At 34.2% G+C, this 21,912-nt stretch carries 20 protein-coding genes and 1 tRNA gene; 5 read left to right on the forward strand and 16 right to left on the reverse strand.

The window, feature by feature from the left end; translation table 11 throughout:
* From tpiA to JMUB898_RS10340, 4 genes are all read right to left on the reverse strand, one after another.
* Nucleotides 1–762: a triose-phosphate isomerase gene (tpiA, locus tag JMUB898_RS10325; RefSeq protein ID WP_002441577.1), complete on the reverse strand. Its 762-nt coding sequence runs from the start codon at nucleotides 760–762 to the stop codon at nucleotides 1–3.
* A gap of 165 nt (nucleotides 763–927) precedes the next feature.
* Nucleotides 928–2,118, reverse strand: coding sequence for a phosphoglycerate kinase (locus JMUB898_RS10330; protein ID WP_002441575.1), 1,191 nt, complete (start codon nucleotides 2,116–2,118; stop codon nucleotides 928–930).
* Between the two features lie 201 nt (nucleotides 2,119–2,319).
* Nucleotides 2,320–3,330, reverse strand: coding sequence for a type I glyceraldehyde-3-phosphate dehydrogenase (gene gap / locus JMUB898_RS10335; protein WP_002441572.1), 1,011 nt, complete (start codon nucleotides 3,328–3,330; stop codon nucleotides 2,320–2,322).
* Between the two features lie 52 nt (nucleotides 3,331–3,382).
* Entirely contained in the window at nucleotides 3,383–4,396 is a 1,014-nt protein-coding gene (locus tag JMUB898_RS10340; protein ID WP_037541196.1) for a sugar-binding transcriptional regulator, read from the reverse strand.
* A 365-nt stretch (nucleotides 4,397–4,761) separates the two neighbouring features.
* Between JMUB898_RS10340 and JMUB898_RS10345 the strand changes: the two genes are divergently transcribed.
* Nucleotides 4,762–5,010 carry a hypothetical protein gene (locus JMUB898_RS10345; protein ID WP_002441568.1) on the forward strand — a complete coding sequence of 83 codons (249 nt, stop codon included), beginning with the start codon at nucleotides 4,762–4,764 and terminating at the stop codon, nucleotides 5,008–5,010.
* A gap of 49 nt (nucleotides 5,011–5,059) precedes the next feature.
* Here the strand turns inward: JMUB898_RS10345 and JMUB898_RS10350 are convergent, their stop codons facing one another.
* Entirely contained in the window at nucleotides 5,060–5,752 is a 693-nt protein-coding gene (locus JMUB898_RS10350; protein WP_044466931.1) for a DUF4887 domain-containing protein, read from the reverse strand.
* Between the two features lie 319 nt (nucleotides 5,753–6,071).
* Between JMUB898_RS10350 and JMUB898_RS12695 the strand changes: the two genes are divergently transcribed.
* The 3 genes from JMUB898_RS12695 (at nucleotide 6,072) to JMUB898_RS10360 (ending at nucleotide 7,753) form a co-directional block, all read left to right on the forward strand.
* Nucleotides 6,072–6,245, forward strand: a complete 174-nt coding sequence (locus tag JMUB898_RS12695) for a hypothetical protein (protein WP_167495588.1) — start codon at nucleotides 6,072–6,074, stop codon at nucleotides 6,243–6,245.
* A gap of 394 nt (nucleotides 6,246–6,639) precedes the next feature.
* Complete coding sequence (locus JMUB898_RS10355; RefSeq protein WP_002441563.1) at nucleotides 6,640–7,539, forward strand: TIGR01777 family oxidoreductase; 900 nt, start codon at nucleotides 6,640–6,642, stop codon at nucleotides 7,537–7,539.
* A 31-nt stretch (nucleotides 7,540–7,570) separates the two neighbouring features.
* Nucleotides 7,571–7,753 (forward strand): hypothetical protein, encoded by a 183-nt coding sequence (locus JMUB898_RS10360; RefSeq protein WP_002441562.1) that lies wholly within the window; start codon nucleotides 7,571–7,573, stop codon nucleotides 7,751–7,753.
* 215 nt (nucleotides 7,754–7,968) lie between these two features.
* Here the strand turns inward: JMUB898_RS10360 and clpP are convergent, their stop codons facing one another.
* A complete protein-coding gene (clpP, locus tag JMUB898_RS10365) occupies nucleotides 7,969–8,556 on the reverse strand; it encodes an ATP-dependent Clp endopeptidase proteolytic subunit ClpP (protein WP_002441560.1) in 588 nt (195 codons plus the stop codon).
* A gap of 191 nt (nucleotides 8,557–8,747) precedes the next feature.
* Here clpP and JMUB898_RS10370 point away from each other — a divergent pair.
* Nucleotides 8,748–8,819, forward strand: a tRNA-Arg gene (locus tag JMUB898_RS10370).
* Nucleotides 8,820–8,884: 65 nt separating this feature from the next.
* Here JMUB898_RS10370 and whiA read toward each other — a convergent pair.
* The 10 genes from whiA to uvrB all read right to left on the reverse strand — a co-directional run bounded on the left by whiA (nucleotide 8,885) and on the right by uvrB (nucleotide 21,906).
* Nucleotides 8,885–9,829, reverse strand: coding sequence for a DNA-binding protein WhiA (gene whiA, locus JMUB898_RS10375; protein ID WP_002441558.1), 945 nt, complete (start codon nucleotides 9,827–9,829; stop codon nucleotides 8,885–8,887).
* A 126-nt stretch (nucleotides 9,830–9,955) separates the two neighbouring features.
* Entirely contained in the window at nucleotides 9,956–10,948 is a 993-nt protein-coding gene (locus JMUB898_RS10380) for a gluconeogenesis factor YvcK family protein (protein ID WP_002441556.1), read from the reverse strand.
* Complete coding sequence (gene rapZ / locus JMUB898_RS10385) at nucleotides 10,945–11,856, reverse strand: RNase adapter RapZ (RefSeq protein ID WP_002441553.1); 912 nt, start codon at nucleotides 11,854–11,856, stop codon at nucleotides 10,945–10,947. The genes JMUB898_RS10380 and rapZ overlap by 4 nt, the downstream gene beginning before the upstream one ends.
* A gap of 105 nt (nucleotides 11,857–11,961) precedes the next feature.
* Nucleotides 11,962–12,924 (reverse strand): thioredoxin-disulfide reductase, encoded by a 963-nt coding sequence (gene trxB / locus JMUB898_RS10390; protein WP_301280170.1) that lies wholly within the window; start codon nucleotides 12,922–12,924, stop codon nucleotides 11,962–11,964.
* Nucleotides 12,925–12,968: 44 nt separating this feature from the next.
* Nucleotides 12,969–14,408 (reverse strand): tetratricopeptide repeat protein, encoded by a 1,440-nt coding sequence (locus JMUB898_RS10395; RefSeq protein WP_002441549.1) that lies wholly within the window; start codon nucleotides 14,406–14,408, stop codon nucleotides 12,969–12,971.
* Nucleotides 14,408–14,902 carry an acyltransferase gene (locus JMUB898_RS10400; protein WP_037541194.1) on the reverse strand — a complete coding sequence of 165 codons (495 nt, stop codon included), beginning with the start codon at nucleotides 14,900–14,902 and terminating at the stop codon, nucleotides 14,408–14,410. Before JMUB898_RS10400 ends, JMUB898_RS10395 begins: the two co-directional genes overlap by 1 nt.
* 8 nt (nucleotides 14,903–14,910) lie before the next feature.
* A complete protein-coding gene (gene lgt, locus JMUB898_RS10405) occupies nucleotides 14,911–15,747 on the reverse strand; it encodes a prolipoprotein diacylglyceryl transferase (protein WP_002441545.1) in 837 nt (278 codons plus the stop codon).
* Nucleotides 15,748–15,753: 6 nt separating this feature from the next.
* The gene (gene hprK / locus JMUB898_RS10410) at nucleotides 15,754–16,686 is read right to left on the reverse strand and encodes an HPr(Ser) kinase/phosphatase (RefSeq protein ID WP_002441542.1); all 933 of its coding nucleotides are present in this window, start codon (nucleotides 16,684–16,686) and stop codon (nucleotides 15,754–15,756) included.
* A 392-nt stretch (nucleotides 16,687–17,078) separates the two neighbouring features.
* Nucleotides 17,079–19,913 (reverse strand): excinuclease ABC subunit UvrA, encoded by a 2,835-nt coding sequence (uvrA, locus tag JMUB898_RS10415; RefSeq protein WP_002441540.1) that lies wholly within the window; start codon nucleotides 19,911–19,913, stop codon nucleotides 17,079–17,081.
* 7 nt (nucleotides 19,914–19,920) lie between these two features.
* Nucleotides 19,921–21,906: an excinuclease ABC subunit UvrB gene (uvrB, locus tag JMUB898_RS10420; RefSeq protein ID WP_002441539.1), complete on the reverse strand. Its 1,986-nt coding sequence runs from the start codon at nucleotides 21,904–21,906 to the stop codon at nucleotides 19,921–19,923.
* Nucleotides 21,907–21,912 lie beyond the last annotated feature (6 nt).

Consider the following 21,912-nt stretch of genomic DNA (forward strand, 5'->3'; position numbering starts at 1 on the left):
TTATTTTGCACCTTCTAACAATTGTACGAAATCTTCAACTTTTAATGATGCGCCACCTACTAATGCACCATCGATATCTGATTGAGCCATGTATTCTTTAATATTGTTTGGTTTCACACTACCACCATATTGAATACGAGTTGCTTCTGCAACGTCTTGGCTAGATAAGTCAGCTAATGTTTTACGAACGTGTGCGCACATTTCATTAGCGTCTTCTGAAGTTGATGATTTACCTGTACCGATTGCCCAGATTGGTTCATATGCGATGACAACTTCTTTAAGTTGCTCTTCTGATAAACCTTCTACAGCTTTCTTAACTTGGTTGCCAACAACTTCATTAGCTTTGCCAGCTTCACGTTCTTCGTCTGATTCACCAACACAAATAATTGGTGTCATACCATGATTGAAAATAGCATGAGCTTTTTTATTTACTTCTTCGTCTGTTTCGTGGAAATAGTCACGACGTTCAGAGTGACCAATCACTACATATTTAACACCTAAATCAGCTAATGCGACAGGTGAAGTTTCACCAGTATATGCACCGCTATCTTCAAAGTAAGCATTTTGAGCACCGATTTTTAACCCTTGTGCTTTGCCGTCTTTAACAGCAGTTACTAATGCGTCTAATTGAATTGTAGGCGCACAGATTACTGATTCTACTTCTTTAGGATCAGGTAATGTTGGTAATTCGTTTACGAAATCTTTAGCTTCTTGAACTGTTTTATTCATTTTCCAGTTTCCGGCTATAATTGGTGTTCTCATTCGTTACACTCCTTAATAATTTAGTGTTAAATTTAAAAGCTTATATCGATCATTACTTGAATAACTTAAGGTTAAAACACGAAAGCTTACTGTGGCTTTCACTTGTTCATTTTCCCAAATCATTTCATTTAGAAACTTTCGCCTTAACTAAGCGTCGATTAATAATTATTTATTATTAATTGCTTTAATTCCAGGTAATTCTTTACCTTCAAGATATTCTAATGACGCGCCGCCACCAGTTGAGATATGTGTGAAATCATCTTCAAATCCAAGTGAAATTGCAGCGGCTGCAGAGTCGCCACCACCGATAATAGTCGTAGCATCTTTTAAGTTAGCAATAGATTCACAAACGCCGATAGTACCTTGGGCAAAGTTACTGAATTCGAATACACCCATTGGTCCATTCCATACTACTGTATGAGCGCCTTGTAATTCTTTATTGAATAATTCAACCGTTTTAGGTCCAATATCCATTGCTTCTTGGTCTGCAGGGATATCATCGATGGATACTTCAGTGATTTTAGCATCATTAGAGAATTCTTTAGCAACTTTACAATCTACTGGTAAAACGATTTGGTCGCCATTGTTTTCTAATAAATCTTTTGCAAAATCAATTTTATCTTCTTCTAATAATGAAAGACCGATTTCTTTTCCTTGTGCTTTCATAAATGTGTAAGCCATACCGCCACCAATTAAAATTTTGTCAGCGATATTCACTAAGTTTTTAATTACATTGATTTTATCTGATACTTTAGCTCCACCAAGGATTGCTACAACTGGTTTATGTGGGTCGTTAACTACGCCACCGATAAATTTAATTTCTTTTTCCATTAAGTAACCAGCTGCTGTTTCTAAGTGTGTAGAAATCCCTACATTTGAAGCATGTTCACGGTGAGCAGTACCGAAAGCATCGTTAACAAATACATCGCCTAATGAAGCCCAATATTTACCTAATTCAGGGTCATTTTTAGATTCTTTTTTACCATCGATATCTTCGAAACGTGTATTTTCAACTAATAATACATCGCCTTCATTTAGGTTTTTAATAGCAGTTTCTAGTTTTTCACCACGAGTTTCAGGAACGAAAGTAACTTCTTTACCTAATTTCTCAGATAAATCGTCTGCTACAGGTTTTAAAGATAAACCTGCTTTATCGCTTTCTTCTTTCACTTTACCTAAATGAGAGAATAATACTAATTTACCACCTTGTTCGATGATGTATTTAATAGTTGGTAATGCTTGAACAATACGGTTATCGTTTGTGATTTTTCCATCTTTTAAAGGAACGTTAAAGTCTGCACGTTCGAGAACTACTTTACCTTTTAAATCTAAATCTGAAACGATTTTTTTAGCCATTATTAATTTCCTCCTTTTAATAGGAAAACTTTATATAAAAATAAGCGGAGAAGCGTCTGTGCTCCCCGCTTACTCATAAGCTTTTATATCTAATTAAACAGTACAGAGCACTAATCAAATTATGAAGGTTTGGAAGAGTTCAATCTCTTCACATGTTTACTTTAAATAACTTGAATAACGTGCTTATACACTATGGTTCAATTATTTAGAAAGTTCAGCTAAGTGAGCTAATGTACGAACTAATTGAGAAGTGTAAGACATTTCATTATCGTACCAAGCTGCTACTTTAACTAATTGACGGTCACCAACAGTCATTACACGAGTTTGAGTTGCATCGAATAATGAACCATAAGTGATACCTACAACGTCAGAAGATACGATTTCATCTTCAGTGTAACCGAATGATTCGTCAGAAGCTTGTTTCATTGCTTCGTTAACTTGATCAGCAGTTACATCTTGTTTTTCTAATACTACAGTTAATTCTGTTAATGAACCTGTAGCAACTGGAACACGTTGTGCACCACCGTCTAATTTACCGTCGATTTCAGGAATTACTTTACCGATTGCTTTAGCAGCACCTGTTGAGTTAGGGATAATGTTTTCTGCTGCTGCACGAGCACGACGTTTGTCACCTTTTCTGTGAGGTGCGTCTTGAGTATTTTGGTCACCTGTGTAAGCGTGGATAGTTGTCATTAAACCTTCAACTAAACCGAATTCATCATTTAATACTTTAGCAACAGGAGCTAATGAGTTAGTTGTACAAGAAGCACCTGATACAACTGTTTCTGAACCATCTAATTCGTCATGGTTAGTATTGAATACGATTGTTTTTAAATCACCAGTAGCTGGAGCTGAGATTAATACTTTTTTAGCACCTGCATCGATATGTGCTTGTGCTTTATCTTTATCAGTGTAGAAACCAGTACATTCTAATACTACATCGATGTCAAGGTCACCCCAAGGTAATTTGCTTGCATCTGGTTCGTCGAATGATTTAATTTCTTTACCGTTTACGCGGAATCCGCCTTCGATAACTTCAACTTCTCCAGTGAAGCGTCCTTGCATAGTGTCATATTTTAATAAATGAGCTAACATTTCATCGTCTGTTAAGTCGTTAACTGCTACTACTTCAAGACCTTCTACATCTTGGATTCTTCTGAATGCTAAACGACCAATTCTACCAAAACCATTAATTGCTACTTTAATTGCCATTATAATGGCCTCCTTTAAAAATGATATTTAAAAAGTATTAAACTTTTTATTACTATTGTAAAATAACTTTCGCTGCAGCTTCATCTGTAATGAGTACAGTGTTGTCAGGCGCAATCGAAAGATAAGCTTTAATCGCTTCTCCTTTAGATTGTCCACCTGCTACAGCAAAGATAAAATCTTTACTCTCAAGATCTTCTAATTGTAGTCCGATTGTCTTCACTTTATGAACTACCTTTCCTTGAGCATCAAAATAATATCCAAAAGCTTCTCCAACGGCTTGATGATGTTGAAGTTTATCAATCACTTCTTTAGGTGATTGACGTCGATGCGCCATCTTCAGCGCATCACCAATGCCATGTATGGTAACATTTGCTTGTTTTATTTTATCGAGCGTGTGAATAACTGATGGTTCTAACATTAATGTATTATATGTCGTTTCACTCACATTATCTGGTACATATAACGTTGTATAGTAACCACCAGCTTGTTGTGCCATGCTTGACGAAATGGTATTTGCTTGGTAGACCATGTTTTCACCAAGTCCACCTCTAGCCGGCACGAAGAACACATTGAATGGAAGTAAATGTATGGATTCACTTACATAAGCCATTGTAGATCCTCCAGTTACTGAAACAATGGCATCTTCGTAAAGAATGCTTTCAACTAACTGACCAGCTTGTCGCCCCATTTCTCTTTTAACTGTTTGATTAGAATCTGAATCTCCTGGAATGACGTGAACATCTTTGATGTGAAATTTATCTCTGATTGCTCGAGCCATTTTATTGTCATCACTATATACATTGAAGTAATCATTTAATTGCGATAGTACTTCAGTTCCTTCATTAGTGATTTCCATGCCAGTTGATTTGACTCTGATTAATTCTTGTTTCTTTAACATGTCTGTTTCAGATCGTAAGACCCTTTCAGTCATATCCATGTGCTCACTTAAACTTCGTCTTCCAACTGGTTGATTTTGTGAGATAGTAGTTAAAATTGAAAAACGTCGATACATCTTATCTACAAGATCAGGTATGAGCTTTTGTTGAACTTTCATTAAGTCTTTCACTACTACCTTCCTCCTTATATCTTTATAAAAAGGTATCTAAGGGGTCGCTCACAACCATTGGTTGACTTTTTAAGTCCCACCTGGGACAAAAATTAACCTCTTTACACATGCAATAGTACTATTGCGTATAATAAATTGCAAGCAAATTAACTCAAAATTTTATTAATATTTATTAAAGTTAACAATAAAACGTTTACATCTAGATTTTGCTATCTCACGACGCCAAAAAGTTCACATTTTTGTGTTATTACCTTTACGAGATAATTTTACCCACGGTCTTTTGTGAATAATCATTCGTTTTGATTACATAATCATTTCATTTATAATTAAATTGTTATGAAGCTTTTTATAAAGAAGGGATATTAATGGCTAACGACAAACGTTCCGAGGATAAAATAGAAGTCATCGATCCAGATGATTCACGTTATAAAGATGATGATTATTTTAAAAATCATCAGTCTACATATAAACATCATCAATATGAAAATGGTAAGACCATCAATAAAACATATTCTTATGGTTGCACGCATACGGGTTGTGGATGTTCTATAGGCTGCTTTTCAATTATGTTTATTTCATTTCTCTTATCGATGTTAATCTACTGGTTATTTTAATATGTACTTAAAAAGCCAATGTCCCAAAAGTGGACATTGGCTTAAACTATTAATCTTCGTTTGAACTATGTGATTGATTACTATTTGAGTTTTGACTGCTTGATTGTTGTGACTGACTAGAATTTCTTTGACCGCTTGACTGTTGTGACTGACTAGAATTTCTTTGACCGCTTGACTGTTGTGACTGACTTGTATTTCTTTGCGCAGATTGATTACTATTATTAGATTGCTTTTGCTGAGAGCTATTTTGTTGTGAACGAGGTTGTTGAGAAGATGGTTTCTCTTCTGAACTTAGTTGTTCTTTAGAAGCATTATCTTCTTTTGGTTCCTCTTTTTCTTGTGTTTTAGGTTGTTGTGATGATTTTTCATCAGTTTTAGTTTCTTGCGTTGAACGTGGTTGTTTTTTCTGTTGTTTTGTTTGTTGTGTTTCTTGCGTATTTCTTTGTTGGGTTGGTGCTTGTTTAGTCGGCGGTGGTGTTTGTTGAGTCTGTTGCGTTTGCTGAGTTTGTTGCGTTTGTTGTGTCGTGTTCATGCTATTCTCATCAGACTTTTTATCTTTTTTCTTGTCTTTGTCTTTATCTTTTTTATCCTCTTTAGACTTATCATGTTGTTCTGTTTTTTCACTATTAAGTCGTTCATTCGCTTTTTTTGAACTATCTACAAAAGAGAATATTCCAAATGCTAAGCCAATTAGTAATAATAATACGATAATTGTGCTAATTATTTTTGCCATGCCACTCATTCTCTACTTACCTCTCTTTCAATTATTAGGAATTAATTTATAATAAAAATATGTTTGTTGTTAAATGTGCATTTCAATCTTGTTCATTTCATTTAATTAAGGATGACCTCAACGCATTACAATTACTTATTATGTCGAAACTACAGAATTCAACTTATTATAATGAACTAACTATGTAATAATTGCAATAAATTACCATTACTTAAAAGTTGTACGTTTACAAATATCTATCCTGTATATGATAACATCATACACATAGGTGAACATTATTTTTTTTAGTAACTTAATCTAAACTTAATACGAATGGTACGTGATGTTTATGTATGGATTTAATGATGATGAATTTTTAAAAAGTAAGTCTAAAAAAAGTTTAAAATATATGATGATTGAGAATGATAATTATGAGGAAGAAAAAACGAATCATGTTGCCGGATTTATCATTACATCTTTTATTATATGTATCATACTTTTTGTAAAATGGATGATTGGTTAAGTAATTAAATAATGTAATTTGTTTTTAACCATTAATAATACAAATTAAACAATGATTGTAGATTTTATATTCATCAAAATAATTTTTGTATAAAGCAATAATTATACCTTAAAATACAAATAAAAAGGATCCATACGTTGCTCGCATGGATCCACTACTAAAGGGAGTCAAAATTTACCTTCGTTAGTATATTATGGGGTATACTCATACTAATTAAGAGATGTTTAATTAATTATCGAAGGTACAAGTTCATTATAACTGATATCTTTTAATTTTAAATGCAAATTAAAAAAAGTATTTGACATCTTATTGGCTAAAAAATGTATAAAATTTGAATATCAATAATGACTATCAATAAGGTTAGCGCTTTAATTTTTCAAAATGAGGTGAAATAATGAAACACTATTTAATTACAGGTGGAACAGGAATGGTAGGTTCCCACTTAGTAAATGAAATCAAGCAAACCGATGCACATATTACGATCTTAACAAGACAAGATAAAACTTCGAACGACGCTAAGATTTCATATGTCAATTGGTCAAAAGAGGGTTGGCAAGAGAAAGTTCCAGATATCGATATTGTCATAAACTTAGCAGGTGCCACTCTCAATAAAAGATGGACAAAATCACATAAACAAATCATGATGGTAAGTCGCATCCAATCAACCCAAGCTTTATATGAATTATTCAAAGATCGTACTCAAAAGCCTGAAGTGTTATTTAATGCTAGTGCGATGGGATATTATCCACCAGATTTATTTTATAGTTATACTGAATTATATAAAACGTTACCTTTTGATTTCTTATCAGATGTTGTTTATCAATGGGAACGCTTTGCGAATAAATTCAAAGACTTCGGAACTCGCGTAGTCTTAGGAAGATTCGGACTTATTCTTTCTGATGATGGCGGTGCATTGCAAACAATGGAATTACCTTACCGTTTCTATGTAGGTGGTAAATTAGGTTCAGGACAACAATGGTATTCATGGATTCACATTGATGATTTAATTAGAGGAATTTTATTCACAATCGGTAATAAAGATGCACATGGTCCGTTTAATATGACAGCGCCTATACCTGAAAGACAAAATTTATTTGGCTATACTTTAGCACGCGCAATGCACAAACCTCATGAAACATGGGCGCCTAAATTAGCAATGCGCTTAGTTCTAGGTGAAATGTCTACAGTTGTTCTCGATACTCAAAAGGTTCTACCTAATAAATTACATGCACTTGGTTTTGAATTTAAATTTAACAACTTGAAAAATGCTTTAGATGATTTAGTTAAAGCATAAGAAATAACTACGTACGAAGAAGGTTTATACAATGAAAGACAATCAATTAACTTATATTTTGTTAATTATTGCTAGTATTTTATTAATTTTAAATGGGATTTTTGCGTTTGAACATACAATAGCAATGATACTACTTTCTTTGCTATTTATAATTATTGGAGTAGTGTTATTAATTGTTGTTGTACGCTTAATGTTCAAAGGGAAGAAAAACTAAAATAGAGACAGTCTATGATATTGTCACTATTGGCATATGAAGAGGCGATGACGCGCCTCTTTATGTTTCATAACACTATAAATTGAAATATAAAGACTGTCAGAAGAGTTTGCAGGGGCGATGATATGAATTCTTAACTTCTAGAATTCTGTATCGCTCCTTTTTTCATAAAAAAACTAGGACATTAGAAATGCCCTAGCCTCGAATTTTATTTACTATTTACCTTCTGGTTCCATGACTTCATCAATTAAACCATATGATTTAGCTTCTTCTGCTGTTAAGAAATTGTCACGATCAGTATCTTGTTGAATTTTTTCAATTGATTGACCTGTACGTTCTGCTAAAATACGATTTAATTTTTCACGAGTTTTTAAGATATGGTTGGCAGCAATTTCAATTTCAGTTGCTTGACCTTGTGCTCCACCTAATGGTTGGTGAATCATTACTTCAGCATTTGGTAAAGCAAAACGTTTACCTTTAGCGCCAGCTGCTAGTAAAAATGAACCCATTGACGCAGCCATACCGATACAAATAGTTTGAACATCTGGTTTAATATGTTGGATAGTATCATAAATGGCAAAACCAGCAGTTACACTACCACCTGGTGAGTTAATATATAGGTAGATATCTTTTTCAGAGTCTTGTGCTTGTAAGAATAATAATTGAGATACAATTGAATTTGCTACATTATCATCAATTTGAGAACCTAACATGATAATACGGTCTTTTAATAAACGTGAATAAATATCATATGCGCGTTCACCGCGATTTGTTGTTTCTATAACTGTAGGAATTAAATTCATCTATTTTTCCTCCTTGTAATAACTGTTATAAATTATTTTACCTTAAAAGTCAAAAATGGTCAAAATATTCAACTTTAAGTTTTGAAATTTCAGTTTGACGCTTAACTCTAAGATTTGTAAACTAGAATTATCGTTTTAATTGTACTGTTATCAACTTCTTTAGTACAGAAAAATGATTCTACCCTCATTTACCCCTCGTAGTGTAATGGATAACACATGAGATTCCGGTTCTTATAATAGAGGTTCAATTCCTCTCGAGGGGGTACCTATAAACATAAAAGACATAACAAAGCAGGTATTTTTGAACCTCGTTCAAAGATACCTTTCTTTATAATTCAATTTGTTCACCATTACGAATTTTGTCTGCTAGCTCATTTAACTTTCTCAGTCGATGATTCATTCCAGATTTAGAGATAGGTCCTGTTGAAATCATTTCTCCTAATTCTTTTAAAGATATTTCTTGATGTTCTACACGTAATTTAGCTACTTCTCTCAATCGATCTGGCAAATTATCTAAGCCTATTTCTTCATCTATTAGCTGAATACTTTCAACTTGTTTCATCGCAGCACTAACTGTTTTATTAAGATTAGCTGTCTCACAGTTTACCAATCTATTCACCGAATTTCTCATATCACGTACGATTCTCACATCTTCAAATTTAAGCAATGCTTGATAACCACCGATTAAACTTAGAAAATCTGAGATTTTTTCCGCTTCTTTTAAATAAGCAATACTTCCTTTTTTCCGCTCTAAATGTTTCGCATTTAATTCATAGCTATTCATTAATTTAGTTAAGCCTTCAGAATGATTCTCATATTGAGAAAATATTTCAAGGTGATAAGATGACGTCTCTGGATTATTCACTGATCCACCTGCAAGAAATGCCCCTCTTAAGTAACTACGACGCATTTCATCATCTTTAATCATATTAGGGTCGATTTCATGAGTGAAGACGCCCTCTTTGAGAATGCCTAAATCATTTAAAATTTCTTTTGCTAACATTTTAGTGCGACAAATATAAATATTATTTTTCTTTAATTTCATCTTTTTTCTAACTAATATTTCAACTTCTACATTGAAAATTCGTTTGATAAGAGAGTAAATACGACGAGCGGTTGTCGCATTCTCAGTCTGTACATTGATTACAAATTGCTGATTCGATAAACTAAGTGCGCCATTCATACGAATTAATGCACTGAGCTCTGCTTTAGCATTTGCTTCATCTACTTCAATGCGTGTTAATTCATTTTTCATGTCGGATGCAAAGCTCATAGAACACTCATTCCTTCCTAAATCAACTCTATTTTAATCTATGTATGGTCGACATAGAGATTATGAATTTTAATTATTAAACACACGTAAGTTATCATATCATAAACGTTTCTATTGCCAATACTATTAACGTTTACGATTCGGATTAAATTGAATTGTACTAGTTAAGTCTAATGCCAATTCATATATCATTTTTGATAGAACTTTAGTATTATGGCGTACGAGATGTGTATCTGAAACTTCAATTAAATTTGAAGCCGTTAAAACTCTTATTCCGTTCTTTTTCAACTCTTCTTTATTAACTTTAACTGGTTTAGAATTTTGTTCTTCATAACGACGTAAGGTAGCTTGGCTATATTTTTCATTACTACAAATGACAAAGTCTACAAAATCTTGACCAACCTGCTGACAAAGGGCATCAATATGTTCTTTCACATCATAATTATCTGTCTCGCCTGGTTGTGTCATCACATTTGAAACGTACAGTTTAGGTGCTTCGGAACGTAGTAATGCTTCAGATATCCCCTTCACACATAGATTCGATATCACACTTGTATACAATGAACCGGGACCGAGCACAATTAAATCAGCGTGTTCAAGTGCATTTACCGCTTCTTCCATCGGCTCGACATCTCCAGGTTCTAGGAATACGCGGTCAATTTTTTTATGCGTATTTGGGATATTCGTTTCACCACATACAATTTCTCCATCTTCCATCACTGCATTAAGTTGAACACTTGTGTTTGTAGATGGAATAACTTGCCCTTTAATATTTAAAACTTTACTTAATTCTTTAATCGCATGCCCGAAATCATTCGTAATACTTGTCATTCCGGCAATAACTAAATTACCTAAAGAATGCCCGTCGACTTGATTTTCTCCAAAACGGTACTGGAAAAGTTGAGTAAGGATGGACTCTGAATCACTTAAAGCTGCAATGACATTTCGAATATCACCTGGTGCAGGAATATCCATCACATCTCTAATTTTCCCAGTGCTACCTCCGTTATCAGCAACAGTTACAATAGCAGTAATATCTATGGGGAATTCTCTTAACCCTCTAGCTAAAACGGATAAACCTGTTCCTCCACCTATAAGTACTACTTTTATTTGTTTCATATTTTATCTCCACTTTCGATATGCGCATCTCTATGATGCACATAAACATTGTAATCAAAAATCTCATCAAGATATTCGCCTAGACGTTTCGCTAGCGCAACTGAACGATGTTGACCACCTGTGCAACCAATTGCAATAACAAGCTGTGACTTCCCTTCTTTTTTATATCCTGGAATCATAAATTTTAAAAGGTCAGTCAACTTATCAAAGAAGATTTCTGTTTCTTTCCACTTCATGACATAGTTATACACCGGTTCATCAAGCCCCGTCAGTGGACGTAATTCTTTAACATAATATGGATTAGGTAAAAATCTCACATCAAAGACTAAATCAGCATCCATTTGTATACCATGTTTAAAACCAAAACTTGTTACATTAATACTAAATGTTTCGAAATGATCATCCAGATAAAATTTACTAATGCGTTCCTTTAATTCTTTCGGTTTTAATTGCGTCGTATCAATGACATAATTCGCAATACTTCTAATTTCAGAAAGATGTTTACGCTCTTCATTGATAGCTTCTATAAGTGAGCGTTGCCCTTGTTCATTTAATGGATGTGCTCTTCTAGATTCTTTATAACGCGAAATGAGTTTTTCCGTTTTCGCTTCTAAAAACATGACATCCAAGATGACATCATTACGACTTTTGATAATGTCTATCTCTTTAATTAATGATTTGAAAAGTTCTTTCCCTCTCAAATCAATGGCAATCGCCACTTTTTGTAAAGAGGGATTACCCTGCTCCATCAATTCTACAAATTTTGGTAACAAAACCGGTGGCAAGTTGTCTACACAGAAGAATCCCATATCTTCGAGACTTTGAATCACTAATGATTTACCCGCGCCAGACATTCCTGTAACAACTAATAATTCACTTTTGCCTATTTCATTTTCGTTGTTTTTCATTTTAAAAGTCACCGCCAATTCAATTCTTCAGTCTATCGTTGATTCTATTAAAATAATCTTATCACACTCGTATATCCAAAGGAATGTACTTTCATATTTAAAAAATTACGCTTCAAGTTTATCTTTGAGCTCTGTGATATAGTCAGCCGCACTTTGCGCAGCAATACTACCGTCTCCTGTTGCAGTTACAATCTGACGTAAGCCTTTATCACGAACGTCCCCAGCAGCAAAAATACCAGGCACGCTTGTACTCATATCAGCTTTAGTCACAATATAACCATTGTCGTTAGTAATTCCTAAATTAGTAAACGGTGCTGTTAATGGTTTCATACCGATATAAATAAACACGCCATCAGCATCGTATGTTTGTTCAGAACCGTCTTTCGTAGATTCTAAAGTAACTGATCCTACTTTTCCATCTTTTTCATTGATTGTTTTTAACGTATGGCTCCAAATAAAGTCAACTTTTTCATTTTTGAAAGCACGTTCTTGTAAGATATTTTGCGCACGTAACTCATCTCTTCTATGAACAATTGTGACTTTATCAGCAAATTTAGTTAAGAATGTTCCTTCTTCGACTGCTGAGTCACCGCCACCGATAACAAATAAGCGTTTGTTTTTAAAGAAGGCACCATCACAAACAGCACAGTAACTTACGCCTCGTCCACCAAGTTCTTGTTCACCAGGAACACCGATTTTTTTATATTCTGCTCCAGTTGAAATAACTACTGCATGAGCTGTGATTTCTTTGTTACCTAAGTTGATAACTTTATAATCACCTTTATCTTCTATAGATTTAATATCACCATATTGATATTCCGCTCCAAATTTTTTCGCGTGTTCAAACATTTTAGTAGATAAGTCTGGACCCGTAATCATTTCAAAACCTGGGAAGTTTTCCACTTCTTCAGTATTAGCCATTTGTCCACCTGGCATACCACGTTCAATCATAACTGTTTTTAAATTTGCACGAGATGCATACACTGCTGCTGTCATACCGGCAGGCCCCGCACCAATAATCGCTACGTCAAAATCTACTTCAGTCATTTTAAAATGCCTCCTAGTTATTAATCATTATGCGCATTATATACCATACCATTTATTTCATAAATTTAAATGCTCATTAAAAACTCAATCGTTTTATCTAATTTATAGCGTGTCACGTCAAAATAATCAATTATTTCTTTTTTGGTCAATGCATTGTTCGTATGTCGATAGAACATATATACAAATGCGGCAAGGTATCTATCTACATCAGCTAAATCTACCTTTTCAGAGATAATCGCCTCAGCTTGATCAATCCATTCAATAAATAATGTTGTATCATATTTCAAATTCTCTAGGTTATAAAGTTTTAACATCCCTCTATGAATAAAATCTAATTTATTGAGCGTCAATCCTTGCACGAGATAAGTAAGGTATAGCTTTTCATAATCATTCATTGATTCAAGAATTGACCAAATCTCTTCCGTCATTAATATTTCTTTACCATTGAGTTGATTTAATAAAAAGATTCCATATAGTCTATAATGACTGTCATCATCTAATAGTAATGGGAGTATTCGTTGATTGAAAACAGATTTACTTTCTTCAAGCACCCACGGCGCATATCCTACGTCGACTTTAGAAATTTGTAATAGTTTATTCCAAAATTCTACACTTTCATCTTTATTACCTAGGTAATAAAAGTTAAAGCTCAATGCATTATACATTTGAATGGATAAAAATTTACCTTTTTTATATAGAGGATAAAGTAAGTTTTGAGATGCTTGATATTGTTTTAAATAACTTAGGACAATACCCAGTTTAAAACTTTCATCGTCATTCATTGGAACTACTTTATTCAATATTTTAAGATATCTCTTATATTTATCCATTTCGTTCGTATTATAAAGTAATAGTGTGTAGTGACATAATGCATGAACATCTGAGTTATCTTCACTCAGTAATTCTTCAAACATCTCTTTGGCTGTTTCATACTCACTTAAATATAAGTAACACATTGCAAGTAAATTACGAATGACGCGATGAGATTGAATATGTTCATCTTGGCTTAAAATATATGCACGTGCGTCAGTTAATCTTCCTTGAGAGAATAAAAACTGGAATAATAGTTGCGTCGTAAATAATTGAGCTTCTAATTCAATTTTGTGCTCACTTGTATACGTCACTTCGAATGTTTTTTCAAGAACTTCTCTAAATTCTTGGTCATTTGTTAAAAGTACATAATTAATACCAAACAAGAACGCCTTGTTTGGTTCATTAAGTTCTATATTTAATTGACTGAGCTCATAAAAACTATCTGCTACATGAAAGTCATTAACAATATTCTCGTAAAATAGGTGCTCAGCCTTTCTCCCAAGGTTTAATTTCGTTAAACATTGAGCATAATGTAGTTGTATATCGTAATCTTCAGGTGACAATTCAAGCACTTTCTCATAATAGTCCGCTGCTTTTTTATAGTCTTGTTGTTGCCACTTTTGCGTAGCCATTTTACGATAAAATGCTTCATCAAAAATCATTGGAATAATTTTATTGTCTGCATGTGCCATTAATTGTCACCTCCTTTATAAACTTTAATTTGCATAGGATTACCATATACAAAACTGTCATCTGGTACATCTTTAGTAATCACGGTACCAGCTCCAATCTTTACATGGTTCCCTATTTTAACACCCGGCAATATCGTCACATTTGCGCCAATTAAAGTGTGGTCGCCAATGTGAACTTTGCCATATCTCCACTCGTCGACAAGTACCTCATGCGTTAATATTGTTGTATTATAACCAATAACACTGTTATTGCCAACAGAAATTAACTCTGGATAAAACAAGTCAGGTAAGACTTTATAAGCAAAGGCTGTGTTTTGACCCACAGTCATTTTTAAAAATTTACGGTATATATGACTTTTGAAATTCATACTTGGTATAAACCGCGACACTTCAATAATCACCGTCTGTTTGAATACTTTAGGAAACTTCACTATTTGATATATTTTCCATAAGGGATTAACGTTGTGATATTTTTCTTTATTTAATCGTCTCAATATAACCACTATACCTTTTTGCCTGGCCACGTTAATGGTCCAGCATTTTTAAATGTTGAAGGTTGATACTTAATTCTTCTATAAATAATTAAAATAATACTTATTACGATAAGAATCACTGAAACAAGTTGTGCCACTCGAATATGACTTGTAAGCATTAAACTGTCTGTTCTCAAACCCTCGACAAAGAATCGTCCAATAGAATACCAAATAAGGTAGCCGAAAAATGTTTCCCCTAATTTCAAATGTTTTCTTAATGTGATTAAAATAATGAACCCAAGCACATCCCAAAGAGACTCATATAAAAATGTAGGATGATAATACTGACCATCGATGTACATGTTTCTAATAATAAAATCAGGCAAATGTAGGTGTTCGAGGAATGCTTTTGAAACAGGTCCGCCATGCGCTTCATGATTCATAAAGTTTCCCCATCTGCCAATACCTTGAGCCAAGATAATACTTGGAGCAACAATATCTCCAATTTGGAAAGGGTGAAGATTTTTGGTTCTACATACAATAATACCTGTGATAAAGCCACCAATTAAACCACCATGGATGGCGATACCTCCATGCCATATTTTAGGTATCTCTCCTGGATTTTCCATGTAATATGGCCATTGGAAAATAACAAAATACAATCTAGCTACTATAAAACCAAAAATGGCACTATAAAATATGATATCTATTAAAGTATCTTTATGTAACCCTACATTCTTAAGTGCGGCTTGCGCAATAAAATAACCTAATAAGATGCCACAAGCAATAATGATGCCATACCAACGAACATGGATAGGTCCAATGTTAAAGGCAACTGGATCGATATAACCTAGCGTTAAACCCATTTCATATTACTCCTCACTTTTATGACTATTGCGAACAATCTCTTCATTTAGTCGTTCGCTAAATTCTTCTGCTGTATTAATCCCCATGATATTAAGACGATAGTTCATTGCAGCAACTTCAATGATGACTGCGACGTTACGACCTGGTCTAACAGGGATTGTCTTTTTAGTAATTTCAGTATCTAGAATCTTTAGGGTTTCTTCGTTTAGCCCTACGCGATCATATAATTTATCTTTATTCCAATTTTCTAAATTAATATTTAAGCGGATTTGCTTTTCAGTGAGAATAGACCCTGCGCCGAAAAGTGTCATAACATTGATTATGCCGAGACCACGAATCTCTAGTAAATGTTCGATTAACTTAGGTGGCTTTCCTATTAATTCATCTTTAGTAATTTCTTTGATTTCAACATTATCATCAGCAACTAGTCTATGACCACGTTTCACTAACTCTAATGCTGTTTCACTTTTCCCTATACCAGAATCACCTGTAATGAGTACACCAACGCCATAAACATCTACAAGCACACCATGGAGAGATGTTGTTTTAGCCAATTCATGTTCTAAAAATGTAGTTAATCGACTCATTAAACTTGTTGTGGCATCTTTCGCTATGATAATCGGTGTATGTAATTCTTTAGCAGCATTCACTAATTCTTCAGGGGGAGTTAATCCACGCGTAACAATAATTGCGGGCGTTTCTGGTCGGCACAATTTTCTCATTCTTCCTTCTTTTTCTTCATCAGGAAGTAAGTTATAAAATGATAGCTCTGTAGTTCCTAATAATTGAATTCTATCAGAAGCATAATGAGAGAAATAACCTGCCATTTCTAAACCTGGACGTGAAATGTCTGTATTCTTTATTGGTCTATCTAAACCTTGTTCACCGGCAATTACTTCTAAATTAAGCGTATTAACCAATCTTTCTGTTGTTAACATGGGTTCACCTCAATTTTCAATATCCCTTCATTTCTATTCTCTATTCTATTATCATATCAAAAATAAACTCACAATCTATATTAAAATGATGCTTTAAAATATAAAACATTCTTAAATGACTATTAACTTGAACATTTTAAGTCACAAATTCTTTTGCTTTTTGAAAATGAAGCATTGAACAAGTTACAATGAATGACTCATAAAAGTGTCAAAGCGTCTCTGACTTAAATCGATGTTTATCTTCATATTAAAAATAAGAGAGACTAAAACGCATTTGTGGTTCATGCCCCTTCAAAGTTTGAGTTGTTAAACTGGCTACTTTGTAAGAAACATTTCATTGCATTCTAGTCTCTCTTTAGTCATTCTATTCCAAGTTTATTATATGAACTAAATTATTCAACACTGTCTCTTTCTAATACTGGTTTCAAGTACTTTCCAGTATAAGAATCTTCGTTTTGTGCTATTTCTTCAGGTGTACCGGTAGCAACAATGGTACCACCGCCATCACCGCCTTCAGGTCCAAGGTCAATGATATGATCTGCCGTCTTAATGACATCAAGGTTATGTTCAATAATTACGACGGTATCTCCATTTTCCACTAAACGATTTAACACTTTCAACAAGCGACTGATATCATCCACGTGTAAACCTGTCGTAGGTTCATCAAGAATATAAATTGAACGACCTGTTGAACGTTTATGCAATTCAGATGCAAGTTTCACACGTTGTGCTTCACCACCTGAAAGTGTTGTTGCTTGTTGTCCTAAAGTTATATAGCCAAGTCCTACATCTACTAGTGTTTGTAGTTTTCTCTTAATTTTAGGTATATTTTCGAAAAAGTGTGTTGCTTCTTCAACCGTCATTTCTAAAACATCTGCAATATTTTTACCTTTGTAAGTGACTTCTAAAGTTTCACGATTATAACGTTTACCATCACAAACTTCACATGGAACGTATACGTCAGGTAAGAAATGCATTTCTATTTTAATGATGCCGTCACCTTTACAAGCTTCACAACGGCCACCTTTTACGTTAAAACTAAATCTTCCTTTTTGATATCCACGTATTTTCGCTTCATTTGTTTGCGCAAAAACATCGCGAATGTCATCAAATACACCAGTATAAGTAGCAGGATTCGAACGAGGCGTTCTACCGATTGGAGATTGATCGATATCAATAATTTTATCTAAATGATCGATACCATCAATTTTGTCATAATCTCCAGGTTTAACTTTGGATTTATTAATTTTTTGAGCAAGAGATTTATATAAAATTTCATTTACTAGTGAACTTTTACCTGATCCTGATACGCCAGTAACTACTGTCATAACTGAAAGCGGAAAATCAATATTAACATCTTTAAGGTTGTTGCTACGTGCGCCTTGAATACTAATTTTCTTATCTGTTATTTCTCTTCTATGTTCGGGTACATCGATACGTTTTTTACCACTTAAATATTGACCTGTTAAAGATTTTTTATCCTTCATTACTTTAGATGGTGTACCACTTGATACGATTTCTCCACCATGATTACCAGCGCCTGGTCCAACATCAACTAAATAATCTGCAGCTCTCATCGTATCATCATCATGTTCTACAACGATAAGTGTATTACCTAAATCACGCATTTCTTTTAAAGTATTAATTAAGCGATCATTATCTCTTTGATGCAAACCAATGGAAGGTTCATCTAAGACATACAAGACACCTGTCAATCTTGAACCTATTTGCGTTGCAAGACGAATTCGCTGTGCTTCACCACCTGATAAAGTACCTGACGAACGATTTAGCGTCAGATATTCTAAACCTACATTATTTAAGAAAGATAATCTTGAAATAATTTCTTTTAAAATTTGATTCGCAATCGCTCTATCTTGTTCGCTCAACTCAATGTTTTCATAATATTTCAAAGCATTTTTAATTGAGTATTCTACAACTTCGCCAATATTTAATCCGCCTACATATACTGATAAAGCTTCCTTGCTTAAACGTTTACCATGACATGTTTCACATGGTAATTCTGTCATATATTTACTCATCATTTCACGTGTATATTCTGAAGGTGATTCATGATAACGACGATTAACGTTAGGAACAACACCTTCAAACACCATTGTACGTTTACGTGTTCCGCCATTTCGTTGTTTGAAAGTGAACTCTATCTCCTTATCACCAGAACCGTTCATTAAAATATCTTTTTGTCTATCTGTCAGTTTCTTATAAGGTTTATCCATGTTAATTCGATACACTTCGCACACACGTTTTAAAAGTGTTGGATAGAAATCTGAGCTTGTAGGTTCCCATGGTTCAATGGCACCTTCATTTAAAGTTTTATTTTTATCTGGCACAACTAAGTCTAGGTCTACTGTTAGCTTTTGACCTAAGCCATCACAAGTGGGACAAGCACCGAATGGACTATTAAAACTAAACATTCTAGGTTCTAATTCACCAATTGAAAATCCACATAAAGGACATGCATGGTTCTCAGAGAACTTGAGTTCTTCTCCATCGATAACATCAACTGTTAAATTTCCTTCAGCTAATTCTAAAGCTGTTTCAATTGAATCAGCTAAACGCGTTTCTATACCATCTTTAACTACTAAACGGTCTACAACGACTTCTATTGTGTGATTTTTATTCTTATCTAACTCTGGGACTTCATTAACATCTACGATTTCTCCATCTACACGAAGACGTACATACCCCTTCTTGCCGATATCTTCAATTAATTTTTCATGCGTTCCTTTTCTATGGGACACAACTGGGGCAAGTAATTGTATTTTAGTGCGTTCTTCAAGCTCTAAAATTCTGTCCACCATTTGTTGAACCGTTTGCGACTCAATTTCTATGTCATGATAAGGACAATAAGGCTTCCCAACTCGAGCATATAGTAGACGAATATAGTCATAAATCTCCGTAACTGTAGCTACAGTTGAACGAGGATTTTTACTAGTAGTCTTTTGATCGATAGATATCGCAGGCGATAAACCTTCAATTGTATCTACATCTGGTTTATCCATTTGACCTAAAAATTGACGAGCATATGCACTTAACGATTCCACATAGCGTCTTTGACCTTCAGCATAAATGGTGTCGAACGCTAAGGAAGATTTACCAGACCCTGAAAGCCCGGTCATGACAATAAGTTTATTCTTAGGTAATTCAATGTCTACCCCTTTTAAGTTGTGTGCACGAGCTCCTTTAACTACTATAGACGGTCCTTTCATTTAAACGTCACCCTTCTGCTTTTAATTCAAATAACATATCTCTTAATTCTGTTGCTTTTTCAAAGTCTAAATCTTTAGCTGCTTTTTTCATTTCTTTTTCTATATTTTCGATTGTTTTTTGTCTTTCTTTTTTAGTCATTTTCTTAGGTAGTTCTGTTTGTTTCTGTTCGTTCGTTTCATCACTTTCCACTGTAGCACTAATGACATCATGTATTTTTTTGTTAATTGTTCGTGGTGTGATACCATATTTTTCATTATGTGCCGTTTGTATATCCCGACGTCTTTGGGTTTCATCAATTGCATATTGCATGGAATCAGTGATTTTATCGGCATACATAATAACTTCACCTTTATCATTACGGGCAGCACGACCAATCGTTTGGATAAGTGAACGATTTGAACGTAAAAATCCTTCTTTATCTGCATCAAGAATTACTACTAATGAAACCTCAGGTATATCAATACCCTCTCTTAGCAAGTTAATACCTACAATTGCATCATATGTGCCCATTCGCAAGTCACGAATAATCTCAATTCTTTCCAATGTTTTAATCTCAGAGTGAAGGTAATTCACTTTAATTCCCGCTTCTTTCATGTATGTGGTTAAATCTTCACTCATCTTTTTAGTTAATGTTGTAACTAAGACGCGTTCGTTTCGCTCTACACGTTCTTGGATTTCACTTAATAGGTCATCAATTTGATTTTCAGTTGGTCGAACATCCACTTTAGGATCAAGTAATCCTGTTGGACGGATAATTTGTTCTACCATCTCATCAGTATGTTCTAACTCATATGGTCCTGGTGTTGCAGATACATACACTAATTGTTTTGTTTTATCTTCAAACTCTTCAAATTTAAGTGGGCGGTTATCTAGCGCGCTTGGTAAACGGAAACCATGATCTACAAGTACTTGTTTACGTGCTCTGTCACCGTTATACATACCACGAATCTGCGGTAACGTAACGTGTGATTCATCAATCATTACAAGCCAATCGTCTCCGAAATAATCAAGTAACGTGTATGGTGTAGAACCTAAAGGTCTTAAAGTAAGGTGAACTGAATAGTTCTCGATTCCTGAACAGAAGCCCATTTCTCTCATCATTTCTAAGTCATAATTTGTACGTTGTTCAAGTCTTTGAGCTTCCAATAATTTATTTTCATCACGTAATTCTTTTAATCGTTCTTCTAATTCTTTTTCAATACGTTCAATTGCTACTTTCATTTTTTCTTCTCGAGTTACGAAGTGAGAAGCTGGGAAAATTGCAAAATGTTCACGTTCGCGAATGACTTCTCCTGTTAAGTAATTAACTTCTCTAATTCGGTCAACTTCATCACCGAAGAATTCAACACGAATACACATTTCTTCTCTAGATGCAGGGAATATTTCAACAACATCTCCTCGCACTCTAAACGTACCACGTTGGAAATCAATGTCATTCCGTGTATATTGGACATCGACTAACTTTCTTAAAAGTTCACTACGGTCCATTTCCATTCCTACGCGCACACTTACGACTAAGTCTTTATATTCTTCTGGATTACCTAAGCCGTAAATACAACTTACGCTGGCAATAATAATGACGTCATCACGCTCAAATAACGCACTTGTAGCGGAGTGACGTAATTGGTCAATTTCATCGTTAATTGAGGCGTCTTTTTCGATGAAAGTGTCAGTTGATGGTACATATGCTTCTGGTTGATAATAGTCATAATAACTGACGAAATATTCTACTCTATTTTCAGGGAAGAACTCTTTAAACTCACTGTAAAGTTGTCCAGCTAATGTTTTGTTATGTGCAATGATTAATGTAGGTTTACCAACCTCTTTGATCACGTTGCTCATGGTGAATGTTTTACCAGTTCCTGTAGCCCCTAATAACGTTTGATGGCGTTTCCCCTCATTTACTCCATCAACAATCTTTTGTATTGCTTGTGGTTGATCTCCTTGTGGTTCGAATTCAGAATTCAACTTAAATGGAACGTGTTCGACCATTCTGAC

The sequence above is a fragment of the Staphylococcus caprae genome, assembly GCF_003966625.1.
In the GTDB taxonomy this organism is placed as follows: domain Bacteria; phylum Bacillota; class Bacilli; order Staphylococcales; family Staphylococcaceae; genus Staphylococcus; species Staphylococcus caprae.